At 68.6% G+C, this 16,005-nt stretch carries 16 protein-coding genes; 13 read left to right on the top strand and 3 right to left on the bottom strand.

Annotated elements, in window-relative coordinates; translation table 11 throughout:
• Window positions 1-31: 31 nt before the first annotated feature.
• Both ACODRX_RS16700 and ACODRX_RS16705 read right to left on the bottom strand, forming a co-directional pair.
• On the bottom strand, window positions 32-949 hold the full coding sequence (locus ACODRX_RS16700) for an SMP-30/gluconolactonase/LRE family protein (RefSeq protein ID WP_488872654.1): 918 nt from the start codon (window positions 947-949) through the stop codon (window positions 32-34).
• A gap of 18 nt (window positions 950-967) precedes the next feature.
• Window positions 968-1,783, bottom strand: a complete 816-nt coding sequence (locus ACODRX_RS16705; protein ID WP_488872655.1) for an NAD-dependent epimerase/dehydratase family protein — start codon at window positions 1,781-1,783, stop codon at window positions 968-970.
• A gap of 49 nt (window positions 1,784-1,832) precedes the next feature.
• Between ACODRX_RS16705 and ACODRX_RS16710 the strand changes: the two genes are divergently transcribed.
• The 7 genes from ACODRX_RS16710 (at window position 1,833) to ACODRX_RS16740 (ending at window position 9,080) form a co-directional block, all read left to right on the top strand.
• On the top strand, window positions 1,833-2,624 hold the full coding sequence (locus tag ACODRX_RS16710) for a FadR/GntR family transcriptional regulator (RefSeq protein WP_488872656.1): 792 nt from the start codon (window positions 1,833-1,835) through the stop codon (window positions 2,622-2,624).
• A 158-nt stretch (window positions 2,625-2,782) separates the two neighbouring features.
• Complete coding sequence (locus tag ACODRX_RS16715; protein WP_488872657.1) at window positions 2,783-3,790, top strand: Bug family tripartite tricarboxylate transporter substrate binding protein; 1,008 nt, start codon at window positions 2,783-2,785, stop codon at window positions 3,788-3,790.
• A 45-nt stretch (window positions 3,791-3,835) separates the two neighbouring features.
• Window positions 3,836-4,750, top strand: coding sequence for a 5-dehydro-4-deoxyglucarate dehydratase (gene kdgD, locus ACODRX_RS16720; protein ID WP_488872686.1), 915 nt, complete (start codon window positions 3,836-3,838; stop codon window positions 4,748-4,750).
• 21 nt (window positions 4,751-4,771) lie between these two features.
• Window positions 4,772-5,734, top strand: a complete 963-nt coding sequence (locus ACODRX_RS16725; protein WP_488872658.1) for a Bug family tripartite tricarboxylate transporter substrate binding protein — start codon at window positions 4,772-4,774, stop codon at window positions 5,732-5,734.
• A 19-nt stretch (window positions 5,735-5,753) separates the two neighbouring features.
• Window positions 5,754-6,719, top strand: coding sequence for a 2-hydroxyacid dehydrogenase (locus ACODRX_RS16730; protein ID WP_488872659.1), 966 nt, complete (start codon window positions 5,754-5,756; stop codon window positions 6,717-6,719).
• Window positions 6,720-6,756: 37 nt separating this feature from the next.
• Window positions 6,757-8,094 (top strand): enolase C-terminal domain-like protein, encoded by a 1,338-nt coding sequence (locus ACODRX_RS16735; protein WP_488872660.1) that lies wholly within the window; start codon window positions 6,757-6,759, stop codon window positions 8,092-8,094.
• Window positions 8,095-8,111: 17 nt separating this feature from the next.
• A complete protein-coding gene (locus ACODRX_RS16740; protein ID WP_488872661.1) occupies window positions 8,112-9,080 on the top strand; it encodes a DMT family transporter in 969 nt (322 codons plus the stop codon).
• Between the two features lie 46 nt (window positions 9,081-9,126).
• On the opposite strand, the gene ACODRX_RS16745 is transcribed toward ACODRX_RS16740, so the two are convergent.
• Entirely contained in the window at window positions 9,127-10,071 is a 945-nt protein-coding gene (locus ACODRX_RS16745) for a LysR family transcriptional regulator (RefSeq protein ID WP_488872662.1), read from the bottom strand.
• Window positions 10,072-10,183: 112 nt separating this feature from the next.
• Between ACODRX_RS16745 and ACODRX_RS16750 the strand changes: the two genes are divergently transcribed.
• From ACODRX_RS16750 to ACODRX_RS16775, 6 genes are all read left to right on the top strand, one after another.
• Window positions 10,184-11,152 (top strand): Bug family tripartite tricarboxylate transporter substrate binding protein, encoded by a 969-nt coding sequence (locus ACODRX_RS16750; protein ID WP_488872663.1) that lies wholly within the window; start codon window positions 10,184-10,186, stop codon window positions 11,150-11,152.
• A 2-nt stretch (window positions 11,153-11,154) separates the two neighbouring features.
• Window positions 11,155-12,180 carry a 4-hydroxythreonine-4-phosphate dehydrogenase PdxA gene (locus ACODRX_RS16755; protein WP_488872664.1) on the top strand — a complete coding sequence of 342 codons (1,026 nt, stop codon included), beginning with the start codon at window positions 11,155-11,157 and terminating at the stop codon, window positions 12,178-12,180.
• An 18-nt stretch (window positions 12,181-12,198) separates the two neighbouring features.
• On the top strand, window positions 12,199-13,200 hold the full coding sequence (locus ACODRX_RS16760) for a TRAP transporter substrate-binding protein (RefSeq protein ID WP_488872665.1): 1,002 nt from the start codon (window positions 12,199-12,201) through the stop codon (window positions 13,198-13,200).
• A 32-nt stretch (window positions 13,201-13,232) separates the two neighbouring features.
• On the top strand, window positions 13,233-14,405 hold the full coding sequence (locus ACODRX_RS16765) for an L-rhamnonate dehydratase (protein ID WP_488872666.1): 1,173 nt from the start codon (window positions 13,233-13,235) through the stop codon (window positions 14,403-14,405).
• 10 nt (window positions 14,406-14,415) lie between these two features.
• The gene (locus ACODRX_RS16770; protein ID WP_488872667.1) at window positions 14,416-15,357 is read left to right on the top strand and encodes a dihydrodipicolinate synthase family protein; all 942 of its coding nucleotides are present in this window, start codon (window positions 14,416-14,418) and stop codon (window positions 15,355-15,357) included.
• A gap of 132 nt (window positions 15,358-15,489) precedes the next feature.
• On the top strand, window positions 15,490-16,002 hold the full coding sequence (locus ACODRX_RS16775; protein WP_488872668.1) for a TRAP transporter small permease: 513 nt from the start codon (window positions 15,490-15,492) through the stop codon (window positions 16,000-16,002).
• Window positions 16,003-16,005: the final 3 nt, after the last annotated feature.

Consider the following 16,005-nt stretch of genomic DNA (forward strand, 5'->3'; position numbering starts at 1 on the left):
GGTTGTTGTCAGTGGTTTGCGAGAACTTTTGCTAGGCACTCTGGAACTGCGGCTCGGCCAGCCCCTGCACGCCGGGGCGCAGCGCGAACACGCCGCCGGCCAGCGGCTGGCCGGCCAGATCGCCCTCGGGCCGTATCGAGGTGACGAACAAGGTATCGAGCCCCGGGCCGCCAAAGGCGCACATCGCGGGCTTTTTCACCGGCACGGCCAGCGAGCGGTCCAGCCGCCCCTCGGGCGTGAAGCGGTGCACCAGGCCGGCGTCGTTGCCGCAGATCCAGTAGCAGCCGTCGGCGTCGACGGCCGCCCCGTCCGGGCGGCCCGGCAGCGGCCGCATGTCCACGAACAGCCGGCGGTTGTACGGCGTGCCGCTGGCCACGTCGTAGTCGAAGGCCCAGATGGCCTGCACCTGCGGGTGCGAGTCCGACAGGTACATGGTGCGGCCGTCGGGGCTGAAGGCCATGCCGTTGGGCACGATCAGCGGGCCGAGGTCCAGCTCGGCCAGGCCGCCGGTCTCGGCGCCGCTCCAGCGGTAGACCCGGCCCACGGCCTGGGCCGCCGACATGTCGAGCAGCATGGTGCCGGCCAGCATGCGCCCCTGGCGGTCGCAGCGGCCGTCGTTGAAGCGCATGCCGGGCCGGGCGTGCGGCGCCGGCGCCAGTTGCGCGGCATCGGCATTGCCACCACCACCGTCTTCTGGCAGCGTGATGCGGTACAGGCCGTCCTGCAGCCCGGCGATCCACTGGCCGGGCCGGCCGGCCCAGGGTGCCATGCAGGCCAGCATCTGCGGCAGCTGCCACTGCGTGCGCCCGCCATCGGCCGCGCGCCAGCGGTGCAGCAGGCCGCGCGGAATATCGGCCCAGTACAGCGATTGCTCGGCGGCCAGCCAGACCGGGCTCTCGCCGGTGGCGCAGCGCGCGTCGCAGACCAGTTCGGTGGCAGCCTGCATCATGAGAGCGTGTTATGCACTTTACGTGCCCTCGAAAGGCCCTTGGGCCGTGAACGCTCCGCCCTGGTAGACGGCCACCGGGTCGTCGGCGGCGGGCGCGGGCTGGGCCTCGACCTGGGCGCGGAAGGGCTCGGAGCTGTCCTGCGGCACGAAGCCCAGGTGCGCGGCGCCATGGTTGTCCCACCAGCCGTCGCGGTTGGCCGAAGCGCCGTAGACCACGGTGTGGCCCACGTGCGGGGTGAACAGCGATTTCTCGATGAGCCGGGTCAGGTCGTCGTAGCTGAGCCAGGTGCTCATCATGCGCCGGTCGCGCGGCGCGGGAAAGGACGAGCCGATGCGGATGCTCACCGTCTCGATGCCGTAGCGGTCGAAATAAAAGCTCGCGACATCCTCGCCGAACGACTTGGACAGGCCGTAGTAGCCGTCGGGGCGGCGGCGGGCGTTGGCGTCGATGCGCTCGCCCTGGCGGTAGAAGCCGATGACGTGGTTGGAGCTGGCGAAGACCACGCGCCGCACGCCATGGCGGCGCGCACCCTCGTAGATATGGAACACGCCCTTGATGTTGGCCTCCAGCACCTCTTCGAACGGGCGCTCCACCGAGACGCCGCCCAGGTGCACGATGGCGTCGCAGCCCGCCACCAGCGCATCGACCGCCTGCTTGTCGGCCAGATCGCAGGGCACGACCTCTTGCGCTGCAGCCGGTGCCGGCGCCAGCGCCGCGATGTCGGACAGGCGCAGGATGTCGGCATACGGCCGCAGGCGCTCGCGCAGCACCTGCCCCAGGCCACCGGCGGCGCCGGTGAGCAGCAGCCGGTGCATTTTCAGGCTTGAACTCATGGTTTGTGATACGTTGTCTGATAACTGAAGACGGATTATGATGAGGTCCATGCGCTCCACATCCCCGGAATTACCCGAACCACTGCCCGCACCCGCCGCAGCCGAGCGCCAGCTGCGCGGCAAGGCCGGCCGCAATGGCCGCAGCCTGGCGAACCTGTTGTCCGAGGAGTTCGAGCATAAGATCCGCCAGGGCCTGCTGCACGAGGGCGACAAGCTGCCCACCGAGTCGGAGCTGGTGCGCAGCTATGACGTGAGCCGCACCGTGGTGCGCGAGGCGATCTCCAAGCTACAGGCCGCCGGCCTGGTGGAGACGCGCCACGGCATAGGCACCTTCGTGCTGCCCGCGCGCGAGGTCTCGGGCCTGACCCTCAACGCCCGGGAGCTCAGCGAATCGGTCGATGTGCTGGCCGTGCTGGAGTTGCGCATCAGCCTCGAGACCGAGGCCGCGGGCCTGGCCGCGCAGCGCCGCAGCGGCGATCACCTGCAGGCCCTGCGCCAGGCGCTGCAGGCCTTCGAGCACAATGCGGCCGCCGGCGGCGACACCGTCGCCCACGACCTGGCCTTTCACCTGGGCATCGCGCGGGCCACGGGCAATCCGTATTTCGGCGACATCCTCGCGCACTTCGGCGCGATGCTGATCCCGCGCACGCGCATCACCTCCATCCAGGCGCCGGGACGCGATCCCGACTACCTGCGCCGCGTGAACCGCGAGCACGAAGAGATCTACAACGCCATCGAACGCCAGGACGCCGATTCGGCCCGCGCCGCCATGCGCATCCACCTGACCAACTCGCGCGAACGGCTGCGGCTGGCGCAAAGGCGCAGCACGCAAAACCCCTAAGCGTTCCCTGCTGCCCCCCTGATGACGCTTGCCAGGGGAGCGCCAAGCCCCGACCCCAAAGACCCGCGGGTTTTCCCTGCCGCACCCACCCGCATCCAGGCTTGCGGTTATTGCCGCATAAGTTGTATGATGACGTATAACTAAACCAGGAGACATCCATGCCCCCCCATCCCGCCATCCGCCGCCGCAGCACGCTGGCGCTGGCCGCCCTGACAGCCCTGGGCGGTGTGTGCGCGGCGCTGCTGCCCGGCGCGGCCAGGGCCGCCGACGCCGCTTGGCCGGCCAAGCCCATCCGCCTCGTCGTGCCCTACCCGCCGGGCGGCAGCTCGGACATCATCGCCCGCTCGATCAGCCAGCAGATCTCGCAGGCGCTGAAGCAGCCGGTCATCGTTGACAACAAGCCCGGCGCCAACGGCAACCTCGGCGCCGAGCAGGTCGCCCGTGCCCAGCCCGACGGCTACACCTGGCTGCTGTGCGACCTGGGCGCGCTGGCGATCTCGCCCTCGGTCTACACCAAGCTGGCCTTCGATCCGTCGAAAGATCTGCGCGGTGCGGCCATGCTGGCCTATTCGCCGCACATGCTGGTGGTGCATCCGTCGGTGCCCGCCAGCAACCTGCAGGAGCTGGTGGAGCTGTCCAAGAGCAAGGACCTGAACTTCGCGGTCACCGCCACCGGCAGCGCGCCGCACCTGGCGGGCGTGGAGCTGGCGCGCCTGACCGGCGCCAAGTGGGTCTATGTGCCCTACAAGGGCGGCGTGCAGTCGGTGCAAGACACCGTGGCCGGCCAGACCCAGGTGCTGATGAACGGCATGCTCGCCACCTACCCGCAGGTGCAGGCCGGCAAGCTCAAGCTGCTGGGCATATCGAAGGCCACGCGCATGCCGCTGATCGCGGACGTGCCCACGCTGGCCGAGCAGGGCGCCAAGGACTTCGCCTCCGGCACCTGGCAGGGCGTGGTGCTGCCGGCCAGGACGCCCGACGCGGTGGTGCAGCGCGTGAACCGGGCGCTGATCGAAGCCATCCGCGCGCCCGAGGTGCGCTCGCGCCTTGCCAGCCAGGGCGCCGAGGTGGTGACGATGACACCCGCCGACACCGACCGCTTCTTCGCCGCCGAACGCGCGCGCTGGCACCAGGTGGTGCAGGCCGCGCAGATCCGGCTGGACTGAACTTCTTGCTTTCCAACCCGTGCTTTCCAGGACTATTCCATGACCATGTCACCCCAGCACCTCAAGGACGTGATGAGCTCCGGCCTGCTGTCTTTTCCGCTGACCGATTTCGACGCCAACGGCGACTTCAACGCCAGGGGCTATGCCGCGCGCCTGGAATGGCTGGCGCCCTATGGCGCCAGCGCCCTGTTCGCCGCTGGCGGCACCGGCGAGTTCTTCTCGCTCGGCGCCAGCGAGTACCCGGCCATCATCCAGACCGCGGTTGACACCTGCCGGGGCAAGGTGCCCATCATTGCCGGCGCGGGCGGGCCCACGCGCTTTGCGATCGAATGCGCGCAGGCCGCCGAGAAGGCCGGCGCCCATGGCATCCTGCTGCTGCCGCACTACCTGACCGAGGCCAGCCAGGAAGGCCTGGCCGCGCACGTCGAGGCGGTGTGCCGCAGCGTGGACTTCGGCGTCATCATCTACAACCGCGGCATCAGCCGCTTCGCGCCCGAGACCGTGGCGCGCCTGGCCGAGCGCAACCCCAACCTGATCGGCTACAAGGACGGCGTGGGCGACATCGAGGCCCAGTCCGCCATGTTCCTGACGCTGGGCGAGCGCCTCGCCTACCTGGGCGGCCTGCCCACGGCCGAGGTCTATGCCGCGGCCTACAAGGCGCTGGGCACGCCGGTGTACTCGTCGGCGGTGTTCAACTTCATCCCCCAGACCGCGATGCGCTTCTACGAGGCGGTCAAGAACGACGACATGGCCACGCAGCACGCGCTGCTCAAGAGCTTCTTCCTGCCCTACCTGAAGATCCGCAACCAGGGCCAGGGCTATGCGGTGAGCATCGTCAAGGCCGGCGCCAAGATCGTGGGCCACGACGCCGGCCCGGTGCGCGCGCCGCTGTCGGATCTCAAGCCCGCAGAATACGAGGCGCTGGCCCGGCTCATCGACACGCTCGGCGAATCGCGCTGAGCGCCCCCCAGGAGACAAGCCATGAAGAAGATACTCGCAGCCCTGGCCGCCGGCATCGCGCTGTCCGCCGCCGCGGCCTGGCCGGACAAGACGGTCACCATCGTCGTGCCCTTCCCGCCCGGGGGCTCCACCGACACCATCGCACGCGCCATGGCGCAGAAGATGGGCGAAAAACTCGGCCAGCCTTTCGTGGTCGAGAACCGCCCGGGCGCCACCGGCACCATAGGCGCCACCGCCGTCAAGCGCGCGGCGCCCGACGGCTACACGCTGATGGTCGCCTCGCTCGGGCCCTACGTCATCACCCCGCACCTGATGAAGAACCCGCCCTACGATGCGGCCCGCGACTTCGACTACATCTCGGTGCCGGTGCAGGCGCCGAATGTGCTGGTGGCCTCTGCGTCGCCGGTGGCGCAAAAGGCCCGCACCGTGGCCGACGTGGTGGCCGCGCTCAAGGCCCAGCCGGGCAAGGTCAGCTTCGCGAGCTCGGGCAACGGCTCGTCCGACCACCTGTCGGCCGAGCTGTTCTGGCAGCAGACCGGCACCTCGGGCGCACACATCCCCTACAAGGGCGGCGCGCCCGCCATCAACGACCTGCTGGGCAGCCAGGTGGATTTCTCGTTCCAAAACGTCAACGCGGTGCTGCAACACATCCGCGCCGGCAAGCTGCATGCGATCGCCGTCACCGGCGACAAGCGCTCGCCTGTGCTGCCCGATGTGCCCACGCTGGCCGAAGCCGGCGTCAAGGGCTCCGAGGTCTACTCCTGGCAGGGCATGGCCGCGCCCAAGGGCTTGCCGGCGGACGTGAAGGCCAGGCTGGGCCAGGCCGCGGTCGACGCGATCCGCGACCCGGCCGTGGCCAAGCGCTTCACCGAGCAGGGGCTGGAGATCGTCGGCAGCACGCCGGCGGAATTCACCGCCTTCCAGGCCCGCGAGAACGCCCGCTGGAAGGCCTTGATCGAGGCCCGCAAGATCAGCATCGATTGAAACCCAAGGAATCCCCCGCATGGCCCAAACCCGCCCCCGCGTTCTTCAGTACGGCAAGATGCCGCTGCTCCAGCTCGATGCCGAGCTGGCCCAGGCCTATGAAGTGACGCTGCTGTCCGAGCAGCCCGACCGCGAGCGCTTTCTCGCCGAGCATGGCGCGCAGTTCGAATACCTGGTCACCTCGGCCGCCATGGGGCTGCCCGCGCAGGTGGTCGATGCCCTGCCCAGGCTGAAGTTCGTCAGCAGCTTCGGTGTGGGCTTCGACTCGCTCGACAAGAATGCGCTGCTGCGCCGCGGCGTCCGCGTGGGCTACACGCCAGGCGTGCTCGACGACTGCGTGGCCGACATGGCCTTCGCCCTGCTGCTGGATGCGGCGCGCGGCCTGAGCGAATCCGACCGATTCGTGCGCCGCGGCGACTGGAGCCGCGGCCGCTTCGGCATCCGCACGCGCGCCAGCGGCAAGCGCCTGGGCATCTTCGGCATGGGCCGCATAGGCTCCACCGTGGCGCGGCGCGCGGCCGGCTTCGACATGCAGGTGGCCTACCACAACCGCCGCCCGGTCGAGGGCTCGGCCCACCTGTACCAGCCCTCGCTGATCGAACTCGCGCGCTGGGCCGACTTCCTGGTCATCACCGCCGCCGGCGGCGAAGGCACGCGCCACCTGGTCGGCGCCGAGGTGCTGGACGCGCTGGGTCCGCAGGGCTTTCTGGTCAACGTGGCCCGTGGCAGCGTGGTCGACGAAGCCGCCCTGGCCGCTGCGCTGCAAAGCGGCCGCATCGCGGGCGCCGGCCTCGATGTCTTCGAGGACGAGCCCCGCCCCCTGCCCGCGCTGCTGGCGCTCGGCAACGTGGTGCTGGCGCCGCACATCGCCAGCGGCACCCACGAGACCCGCCGCGCCATGGCCGATCTGGTGCTGCACAACCTGCAGCAGTTCATCGCCACCGGCCGGCCCGCCGCCGAAGTTCCCTGGTCCGCCGCACAGTGACCGCCCTTTTCCTCCGCATCCGTTGAACGAGCCCGCCATGTCCACCACCCCGACCATCACCGAGATCGAAGTCATTCCCGTCGCCGGCCGCGACGGCATGCTGATGAACCTCAGCGGCGCGCATGCGCCCTACTTCACGCGCAATATCGTGCTCATCCACGACAGCGCGGGCCACACCGGCGTGGGCGAGGTGCCGGGCGGCGAAGGCATACGCCAGGCGCTGGAGGACAGCAGGCCCCTGCTCATCGGCCAGTCCGTGGGCAACCACCTGAAGCTGCTGCAGAACCTGCAGCAGGCCCTGGCCGGCCGCGACACGGGCGGGCGTGGCCTGCAGACCTTCGATCTGCGCATCGCCGTGCACGCCGTCACCGCCGTGGAATCGGCCCTGCTGGACCTGCTGGGCCAGCACCTGGGCGTGCCCGTGGCGGCCCTGCTGGGCGAAGGCCAGCAGCGCGAGCGCGTGGAGATGCTGGGCTACCTGTTCTTCGTGGGCCCCAGCGACCGGACCGACCTGCCGTACGTGAAGCCCGGCGAAGACCAAAGCGGCAGCGACGACTGGACCCAGGTGCGCCACATGACCGCCATGGACCCGCAATCCATCGTGCGCCAGGCCGAGGCCGCGCACGCGCGCTACGGCTTCAACGACTTCAAGCTCAAGGGCGGCGTGCTGGCCGGCGAGCAGGAAGTCGAGGCCGTCACCGCCCTCGCCCAACGCTTTCCCGAAGCCCGCGTCACGCTGGACCCCAACGGCGGCTGGCTCCTCAAGGACGCCATCCGCCTCATGCGCGACATGCGCGGCGTGCTGGCCTATGCCGAAGACCCCTGCGGCGCCGAGAACGGCTTCTCGGGCCGCGAGGTCATGGCTGAATTCCGCCGCGCCACCGGCCTGCCCACGGCCACCAACATGATCGCCACCGACTGGCGCCAGATGGTGCATGCGCTGTCGCTGCAGTCCGTGGACATTCCGCTGGCCGACCCGCATTTCTGGACCATGGCCGGCTCGGTGCGCGTGGGCCAGACCTGCCGCGACTGGGGCCTGACCTGGGGCTCGCACTCCAACAACCACTTCGACATCTCGCTGGCCATGTTCACCCACGTGGCCGCCGCCGTGCCCGGCAAGGTCACGGCCATCGACACGCACTGGATCTGGCAGGACGGCCAGTACCTCACGCAGAACCCGCTCACGATCCGGGGCGGCTTCGTCGAGGTGCCCAAGACCCCGGGCCTGGGCGTTACCGTGGACCGCGCCGCGCTGCAGCGCGCCAACGCCCTGTACCTGGAACACGGCCTGGGTGCGCGCAACGACGCCATGGCCATGCAGTACCTGATCCCGGGCTGGAGCTTCGACAACAAGCGGCCCTGCATGGTGCGCTAGGCAGCCATCCGCCTCGCATGACCTCCGGTACCGCCTCTTGCACCCCACCGCTCCACGCGCCGTCGCGCTGGAGCCGGCCTGCCGCCGTGCCGCTGGTGGCGTTGCTGTGCTGCCTGCTCTGGGGCAGCTCCTACCCGGCCATCAAGGGCGGCTACGAGCTGTTCGGCATCCTGCGCGAAGACCTCCCCGGCAAGCTGCTGTTCGCTGGCTGGCGCTTCGCGCTGGCCGGCGTGCTGGTGCTGCTTGCCGCCGCCGCCATGGGCAAGCCCGTGCGGGCCGGCTTGCGCCGGCAGCCGCTGCGCCTGGCGGCCTTGGGCCTGGCCCAGACCACGCTGCAGTACGTGTTCTTCTACCTGGGCCTGGCCTACACCACGGGCGTCAAGGGCTCGATCATGAATGCCACGGCCACTTTCTTCAGCGTGCTCATCGCGCACTGGCTTTACGCCAACGACCGGCTCAGCCCGCGCAAGGTGCTGGGCTGCGCGGTTGGCTTCGCCGGCGTGGTGGCCGTGACGCTGGGAGCAGGCGCCGACATGGGCGGCGGCTTCACCTGGCTGGGCGAGGGCTCGGTGGTGCTGGCCGCGCTGATCCTGGCCGCCGCCAGCATCTATGGCAAGCAGCTGTCGCAGCGCATCGACGCCATGGTCATGACCGGCTGGCAGCTGGCCCTGGGCGGCCTGTTCCTGCTGGCGCTGGGCTGGGCCGGCGGCGGCACACTGCAGGCGCCCACCACCCCGGCGCTGCTGCTCCTGCTGTACCTGGCCCTGCTGTCGTCGGCGGCCTTCACGCTGTGGAGCCTGCTGCTCAAGCACAACCGCGTGAGCCAGGTGGCGATCTACAACTTCACCGTGCCGGTGTTCGGCTCGGTGCTGTCGGCGGTCTTTCTCGGCGAGGACCTGTGGGCCTGGCGCTATGCGGCCGCCCTGGCCCTGGTGTGCAGCGGCATCTGGCTGGTGACGGTGGAGCGCACCCGCGGCGGCCGGTGACGAGCGGCCGCGGGGCTGCCCTGATGCACGCTGCTTTCGGTTTGCGCTAATCCGGCATTGCGCCCTCGTGCAGCAACGCCAGGAACTGCTGCGCCGGCCGGCTCAGCGCATGGTCGCGGCGCACGATGCTGCCGTAGGCCTCCAGCCGGCGCTGAAAGCGGAAGGCCAGCAGGCGCAGCATGCCGTGCTCGGCATGGCTGCGCGCCACCGCGGCGGGGATCACCGCCACCATCTGCGAGCTGCGCACCAGGTTGATACTGGTCAGGATGGAGCCGGTCTCGATCAGGCCGCGCGGCAGCGCCAGGCCCCGGTCGCGGAATTCCTGGTCGATCAGCGTGCGCATGGGGCTGCCGGGCGGCTGCAGCACCCAGGCATGGGCCAGCAGGGCGTCGAGCGTGACCGCGCGCTTGCGCGCCAGCGGATGCGCCAGGCCCGCAACCACGGCCAGCTCCTCGTCGTCGATCGGCCGAAACAGGTAGTCGCCCGCATGCTCGTCGGCCATGCGCCCCACCACCACTTCGAGCACGCCCTCGCGCAGCTGCGCCAGCAGCCGGTCGCTGGTGTCCACCGCCACCTCGATGGACAGCAGCGGACTCTGGCGCTTGATGCCCAGCAACGCATTCGTCAGCCGCCCCGGCGACGCCGCCATGATGCTGCCCACCGCCAGCCGGCCGGCGCTGCCCTGGCGCAGCTCGACCAGCTCGCGGTTCAGCGCCTCCATGCTGCCGCGCAGGCTCTGGCAGTAGTCCAGCACGCGTTCGCCGGCCCCGTTGAGCTGCAGCCCGCGCCCTACGCGCTCGAACAGGCGCAGGCCCAGCGCCCCCTCCAGCTCGTGCAGCATCTTGGTGGCCGCCGGCTGCGACATGCCCAGCTGGGCCGCCGCGCCACGCAAGGTGCGCTGTTCGTGGATGGCCAGCATCAGCGCGATCTGGCGCATGCGCAAGCGGTTGAGCAGCTGCGGTGTGCTGTCCTGGCGGTCTATCGATCCCATGGAGGCTTCAAAAAAATGATTACCTGAGGTTATCAAATCATCAATATCTTTCAGTTTACGGCAAGCAATGGCCTCCCTACCATCCCAACGCATAGAACAAAGGAGACAAGCCATGAAACGACGCGCAATGCCGCTGGCCGCGCTGCTGGCAGCGCTGCTGCCCTGGAGCGCCCTGGCCCAGGGCGGCGACTGGCCCACCAAGCCGGTGCGCCTGCTGGTGGGCTCGGCCCCGGGCGGCGGCACCGATGCGATGGCCCGCGCCGTGGCCGATCGGCTGGGCCCGCTGCTCAAGCAGCCGGTGATCGTGGAAAACCGCCCCGGCGTATCGAACACGCTGGCGGCCGACATGACGGTCAAGTCCACCGACGGCCACACCATGGTGATGGGCGTGGTCACGGCGCATGCGATCGCGCCGCACCTGCTCAAGCTCGCCTACGACAGCAACAAGGACCTGACCCCGGTGGTCTTCGTCGGCGCGGTGCCGAATGTGCTGGTGGTCACCAACGGCCTGGCAGCCAAGACGGTGCCCGAGTTGGTGGCGCTGGCCAGGAAGGAGCCCGGCAAGATCAACTACGCCAGCAGCGGCGCCGGCAGCACGCAGCATATCGCCGCCGAGATCTTCAAGGATGCCGCCGGCATCGACATCACCCATGTGCCCTACAAGGGCAGCGCGCCCGCGCTGGTCGACCTGGTGGGCGGCAACGTGCAGATGAGCTTCGACACCATGCCTTCGGTGATCGGCCAGATCAAGAGCGGCAAGCTGCGCCCGCTGGCGGTGACCTCGGCGCATCGCAACGCCCAGCTGCCGCAGGTGCCGACCATGGCCGAATCAGGCCTGCCCGCGGTGCAGGTCAGCGCCTGGTACGGCATCTACATGCCGGCCTCCACGCCCAAGGCGGTGCAGCAGAAGGTGCACGACGAGGTGAACCAGGTGATCGCCATGCCCGAGACCAGGAAGCGCCTCGAAGCCGTGGGCGCCGAGCTCACGGCCATGAGCCAGGCCGATTTCATCGCCTTCCACAACGCCGAGTACCAGCGCTACGGCGACATCATCCGCAAGAACCACATCAAGATCGATTGAGCATGTCCGCATCCCCCAAACCTGTCGTGGCCCTGACCCTGGGCGACCCCGCCGGCATCGGCCCCGAACTCATCGCGCGCCTGCTGGCCAGGCCCGAGGCCGCGCAGCATGCCAACATCGTGCTCGTGGGCGACCCCTGGCTGTGGCAGGAGGGCCAGCGCATCGCCGGCGTGCAGGTGCAGTCCGATGCGACTGCCAGCCTGGCCGCAGTGCGCGGCCGCGCCGATACCTCCCGCCCCGCCTTCCTGGCGGTGGACACGGTGGCGCCCGAATCGGTGAGCCGCAGCCAGGCCCAGGCCGCCGGCGGCCGCTCGGTGCTGCAGGTGCTCGACCAGTGCATGGATGCCGCGCTGGCCGGCGAGATCGACGCGATCTGCTTCGCCCCGCTGAACAAACAGGCCATGAAGCTCGGCGGCCTGCGCCACGAGGACGAGCTGCACCACTTTGCCGAGTACCTGGGCGTGGCGGGCTACTTCTGCGAATTCAACACGCTGGGCAGCCTGTGGACATCGCGCATCTCGTCGCATGTGCCGCTCAAGGACGTGGCCGGCTACCTCAGCCAGGAGCGCATCGCGCAGGCGGCCGAGCTGATCTACCGCTCGCTGCTGGCCAACGGCATCGCCGAGCCCAAGGTGGCGATTGCCGGCTTCAACCCGCACAACGGCGATGGCGGCACCTGCGGCCGCGAGGAGATCGACATCATCGCGCCGGCCGTGCATGCGCTGCGGCAGCGCGCATGGCCCACGCCCGACCCGTTCCACGGCCCATTCCCGGCCGACACCATCTTCCTCAAGGCGCAGGCCGGCGAGTACCAGGCCATCGTGACCATGTACCACGACCAGGGCCAGATCGCGATCAAGCTGCTGGGCTTCTCGCGCGGGGTCACCGTGCAGGGCGGCCTGCCCATTCCCATCACCACGCCGGCCCATGGCACGGCCTACGACATCGCCGGCCAGGGCAAGGCCAATGTGGAGGCCACCTGGCAGGCCTTCCTGATCGCCTGCCGCATGGGCATGGCCCGGCAATAACGCACAGAGAGGCATTCCATGAAATTCATCACCACCGCCATCGCAATTCTGGCATCCGCATGCCTGATGGCCGGCGCCCAGGCCCAGACCAGGACACTGCGCCTGGGCCACGGCATCGCCGAGGAGCACCCGCTGGGCCAGGGCGCGCTGCAGTTCGCAAAGATCCTCGGCAAGCAATCCGGCGGCAAGCTCGGCATGAAGGTCTACGCGGCCACGCAGCTCGGCTCCGAGGCGCAGATGGTCGCGGCCGTGCGCGGCGGCGTGCAGGACCTGGTCATCACCTCCAGCGCGCCGGTGGCCACGCTGATCAAGGAATACCTGCTGTTCGACCTGCCCTTCCTGCTGCAAAGCGACCAGGAGGCCGATGCGCTGCTCGATGGCCCGGTCGGCACCCAACTGCTGGCGCTGGCAAGCCCCAAGGGCATGGTCGGCCTGTGCTACTGGGAAAACGGCTTTCGCCAGGTGACCAACAGCAAGCGCGAGGTCAAGGCCCTGGCCGACCTGTCGGGACTGAAGCTGCGTGTCATGCAGAACCCGGTCTACATCGACGCCTTCAAGGCCCTGGGCACGAATGCGATTCCCATGCCCTTCACCGAGCTGTACACCGCCATGGAGAGCCATGCGATCGACGCCGAGGAAAACCCGATCGCCATCATCCATTCGAACAAATTCTACGAAGTCCAGAAATACGTCACGCTCACCAACCATGCCTATGCGCCCTATGTGGTGCTGCTGGCCAAGAGCACCTGGGACAAGCTCGGCGCGCCCGAGCGCGAAGCCCTGCGCAGCAGCTGCACCGAGGCGCGCGACTGGCAGCGCAAGCTCAGCCGCCGCATGACGGCGGAGCTGACCGACAAGCTCAGGAAAGAGGGCATGACCGTCACGCCGCTGGCGCCCGCCGAGGTGCAGAAGATGCGCGAGCGCCTCAAGCCCGTCACCGACCGCTACACCGCCGAGATCGGCCCCGAGCTGGTGGCCCAGGCCCAGCAGGAGCTGGCCCGGATCCGCGCTGCCAAGTAATACCGCTTTTCGATTCCCCAGGAGACCGCACCATGAAGATCAAGTCCGTCCGCGCCCGCGTCTATGAATGGAAGGGCAAGACCGTTCCGCCCCAGGGCAACTTCTGCTCCAACGCCATGGACCTGGTGTATTCCAACACCGAGACCATGGCCACCTTCCGCTTCCACTCGTGGACCGTGGTCGAGATCGAGACCGACGACGGCATCGTCGGCCTGGGCAACGTGGCGCTGGCGCCGCGCATCGCCAAGGCCATCATCGACGAATACCTGGCGCCGCTGGTCATCGGCCAGGACCCGTGGGACTATGAGTACCTGTGGCAGCGCATGTACCGCAGCACCCACGCCTGGGGCCGCAAGGGCGTGGCCATGGCCGCGATCTCGGCGGTGGACCTGGCCATCTGGGACATCCTGGGCAAGAGCGTGAACAAGCCGGTGTTCAAGCTGCTGGGCGGGCGCACCAAGGAAAAGATCCCCTGCTACTACAGCAAGCTCTACCGCACCGACCTCAAGGCGATGCAGGAGGAGGCGCAGAAATTCCTCGACCAGGGCTTCAAGGCCTTCAAGATGCGCTTCGGCTACGGCCCGGCCCACCTGCAGGACGGCGTGCGCGAGAACCTCAGATCCGTCGCGGCGGTGCGCGAAGTCATCGGCTACGACAACGACCTGATGCTGGAGTGCTACATGGGCTGGAACCTGGAGTACGCCAAGCGCATGCTGCCCAAGCTCGCCAAGTTCGAGCCGCGCTGGCTGGAAGAGCCGGTGATCGCCGACGACATCGGCGGCTATGCCGAGCTGAACAACCTGGGCATCATCCCGATCTCGGGCGGCGAGCACGAGTTCAGCCTCTACGGCTTCCAGCAGCTGCTGGAAAAGAAGGCCGTGAGCGTGGTGCAGTACGACACCAACCGCGTCGGCGGCATCACCGCCGCGCACAAGATCAACGCGCTGTGCGAAGCCCACAGCGTGCCGGTGATACCGCACGCCGGCCAGATGCACAACTACCACCTGACCATGAGCACGCTGGCCTCGCCCATGGCCGAGTACTTCCCGATCTTCGACGTGGAGGTGGGCAACGAGCTGTTCTGGTACATCTTCGACGGCGAGCCGATCGCCGAGAACGGCTTCCTGCAGCTCAGCGACGACGTGCCCGGCCTGGGCCTGACGCTCAAGAGCGACTACCTCCAGCACTTCCAGATCACCGGGTAAGGAGCCAGGCATGCCCGCACTCTCCAACCCACGCCGACAGCCACGCTACCGCGGCATCTTCCCGGTGGTGCCCACCACCTTCCACGAAGACGGCACGCTGGATCTGGCCAGCCAGAAGCGCTGCATCGACTTCATGATCGACTCGGGCGTCGACGGCCTGTGCCTCCTGGCCAACTTCTCCGAGCAGTTCCTGGTCTCGGACGAGGAGCGCGAAACGCTCACGCGCACGGCGCTGAAACATGTGGCCGGCCGCGTGCCGGTGATCGTGACCACCACGCACACCAGTACCAAGGTCTGCGCCGAGCGCAGCCGCCGCGCGCAGGACATGGGCGCGGCCATGGTGATGGTGATGCCGCCCTACCACGGCGCGAGCTTTCGCTTCGGCGAAGCCGCCATCCAGGGCTTCTACCAGGGCGTGTCCGATGCGATCGACATCCCGATCATGATCCAGGACGCACCCGCTGCCGGCACGCCGCTGCCGCCGGCCTTCCTGGCCAGGATGGCGCGCGAGATCGAGCAGGTCAGCTACTTCAAGATGGAGACCGCCGGCGCCGCGAACAAGCTGCGCGAGCTGATCGCGCTGGGCGGCGAAGCCATCGAGGGCCCGTGGGATGGCGAGGAAGCCATCACCTTGCTGGCCGACCTGGAGGCCGGCGCGACCGGAGCCATGACCGGCGGCGGCTTCGCCGACGGCATCCGCCCCATCATCGAGGCCCACCGCGCGGGCGACAAGGACCGTGCCTTTGCCGAATACCAGCGCTGGCTGCCGCTGATCAACCACGAGAACCGCCAGGCTGGCTTCCTCGCCGCCAAGGCGCTGATGAAGGCGGGCGGCGTGATCGCCTGCGACGCGCCGCGCGCCCCCTGGCCGCCCATGCACCCCGAAACGCGCCGCGAACTGCTCGACATCGCCCGCCGGCTCGATCCGCTGGTGCTGCGCTGGGCACGCTGATGGCATAAAAAAAGTGAGCTACACGCGCCTATTCATAGGTACTTTCAAATGAATTTCCTATTGAAAGCAATATATACAAAGCGCAAGATGCTCACTTTTTAATTCAACAACTAACAAAGAGGAGACAACGCCATGGCAAGAATCGCCACGAAACTGGCCACCCGGGCCGCCGAATACCTGCTGATCGTCATGCTCGCCGTCATGGTGGTGCTGGTGTTCGGCAATGTGATGCTGCGCTATTTCTTCAACTCCGGCATCGTGTTCTCGGAAGAGGTCTCGCGCTTCATCTTCATGTGGCTCACGCTGATCGGCGCGCTGGTGGTGATGAAAGACAACGCCCACCTGGGCATGTCCAGCCTCATCGACCGCCTGGGCGAGAGAGGCCGGCGCATCTGCCGCTTCCTGGCCGACTCGATCACGCTGGTGTGCTGCGTGCTGCTGGCGCACGGCACCTGGGAGCAGGTGGTGATAGGCATGGACAATGCCGCGCCCGTCACCGGTGTGCCGCTGGGCATCGTGTTCCTCAGCCTGCTCATCAGCAGCGTCGGCATGTCCCTGATGCTGCTGCACTCGCTGTGGCGCCAGCTCACCGGCCGCATGCCGGCCGACGAGCTGGTGCCGCAAAACGTCAGCGCGGGCGAATGAGGA

The sequence above is a fragment of the Comamonas sp. FG99 genome, from assembly GCF_057808605.1.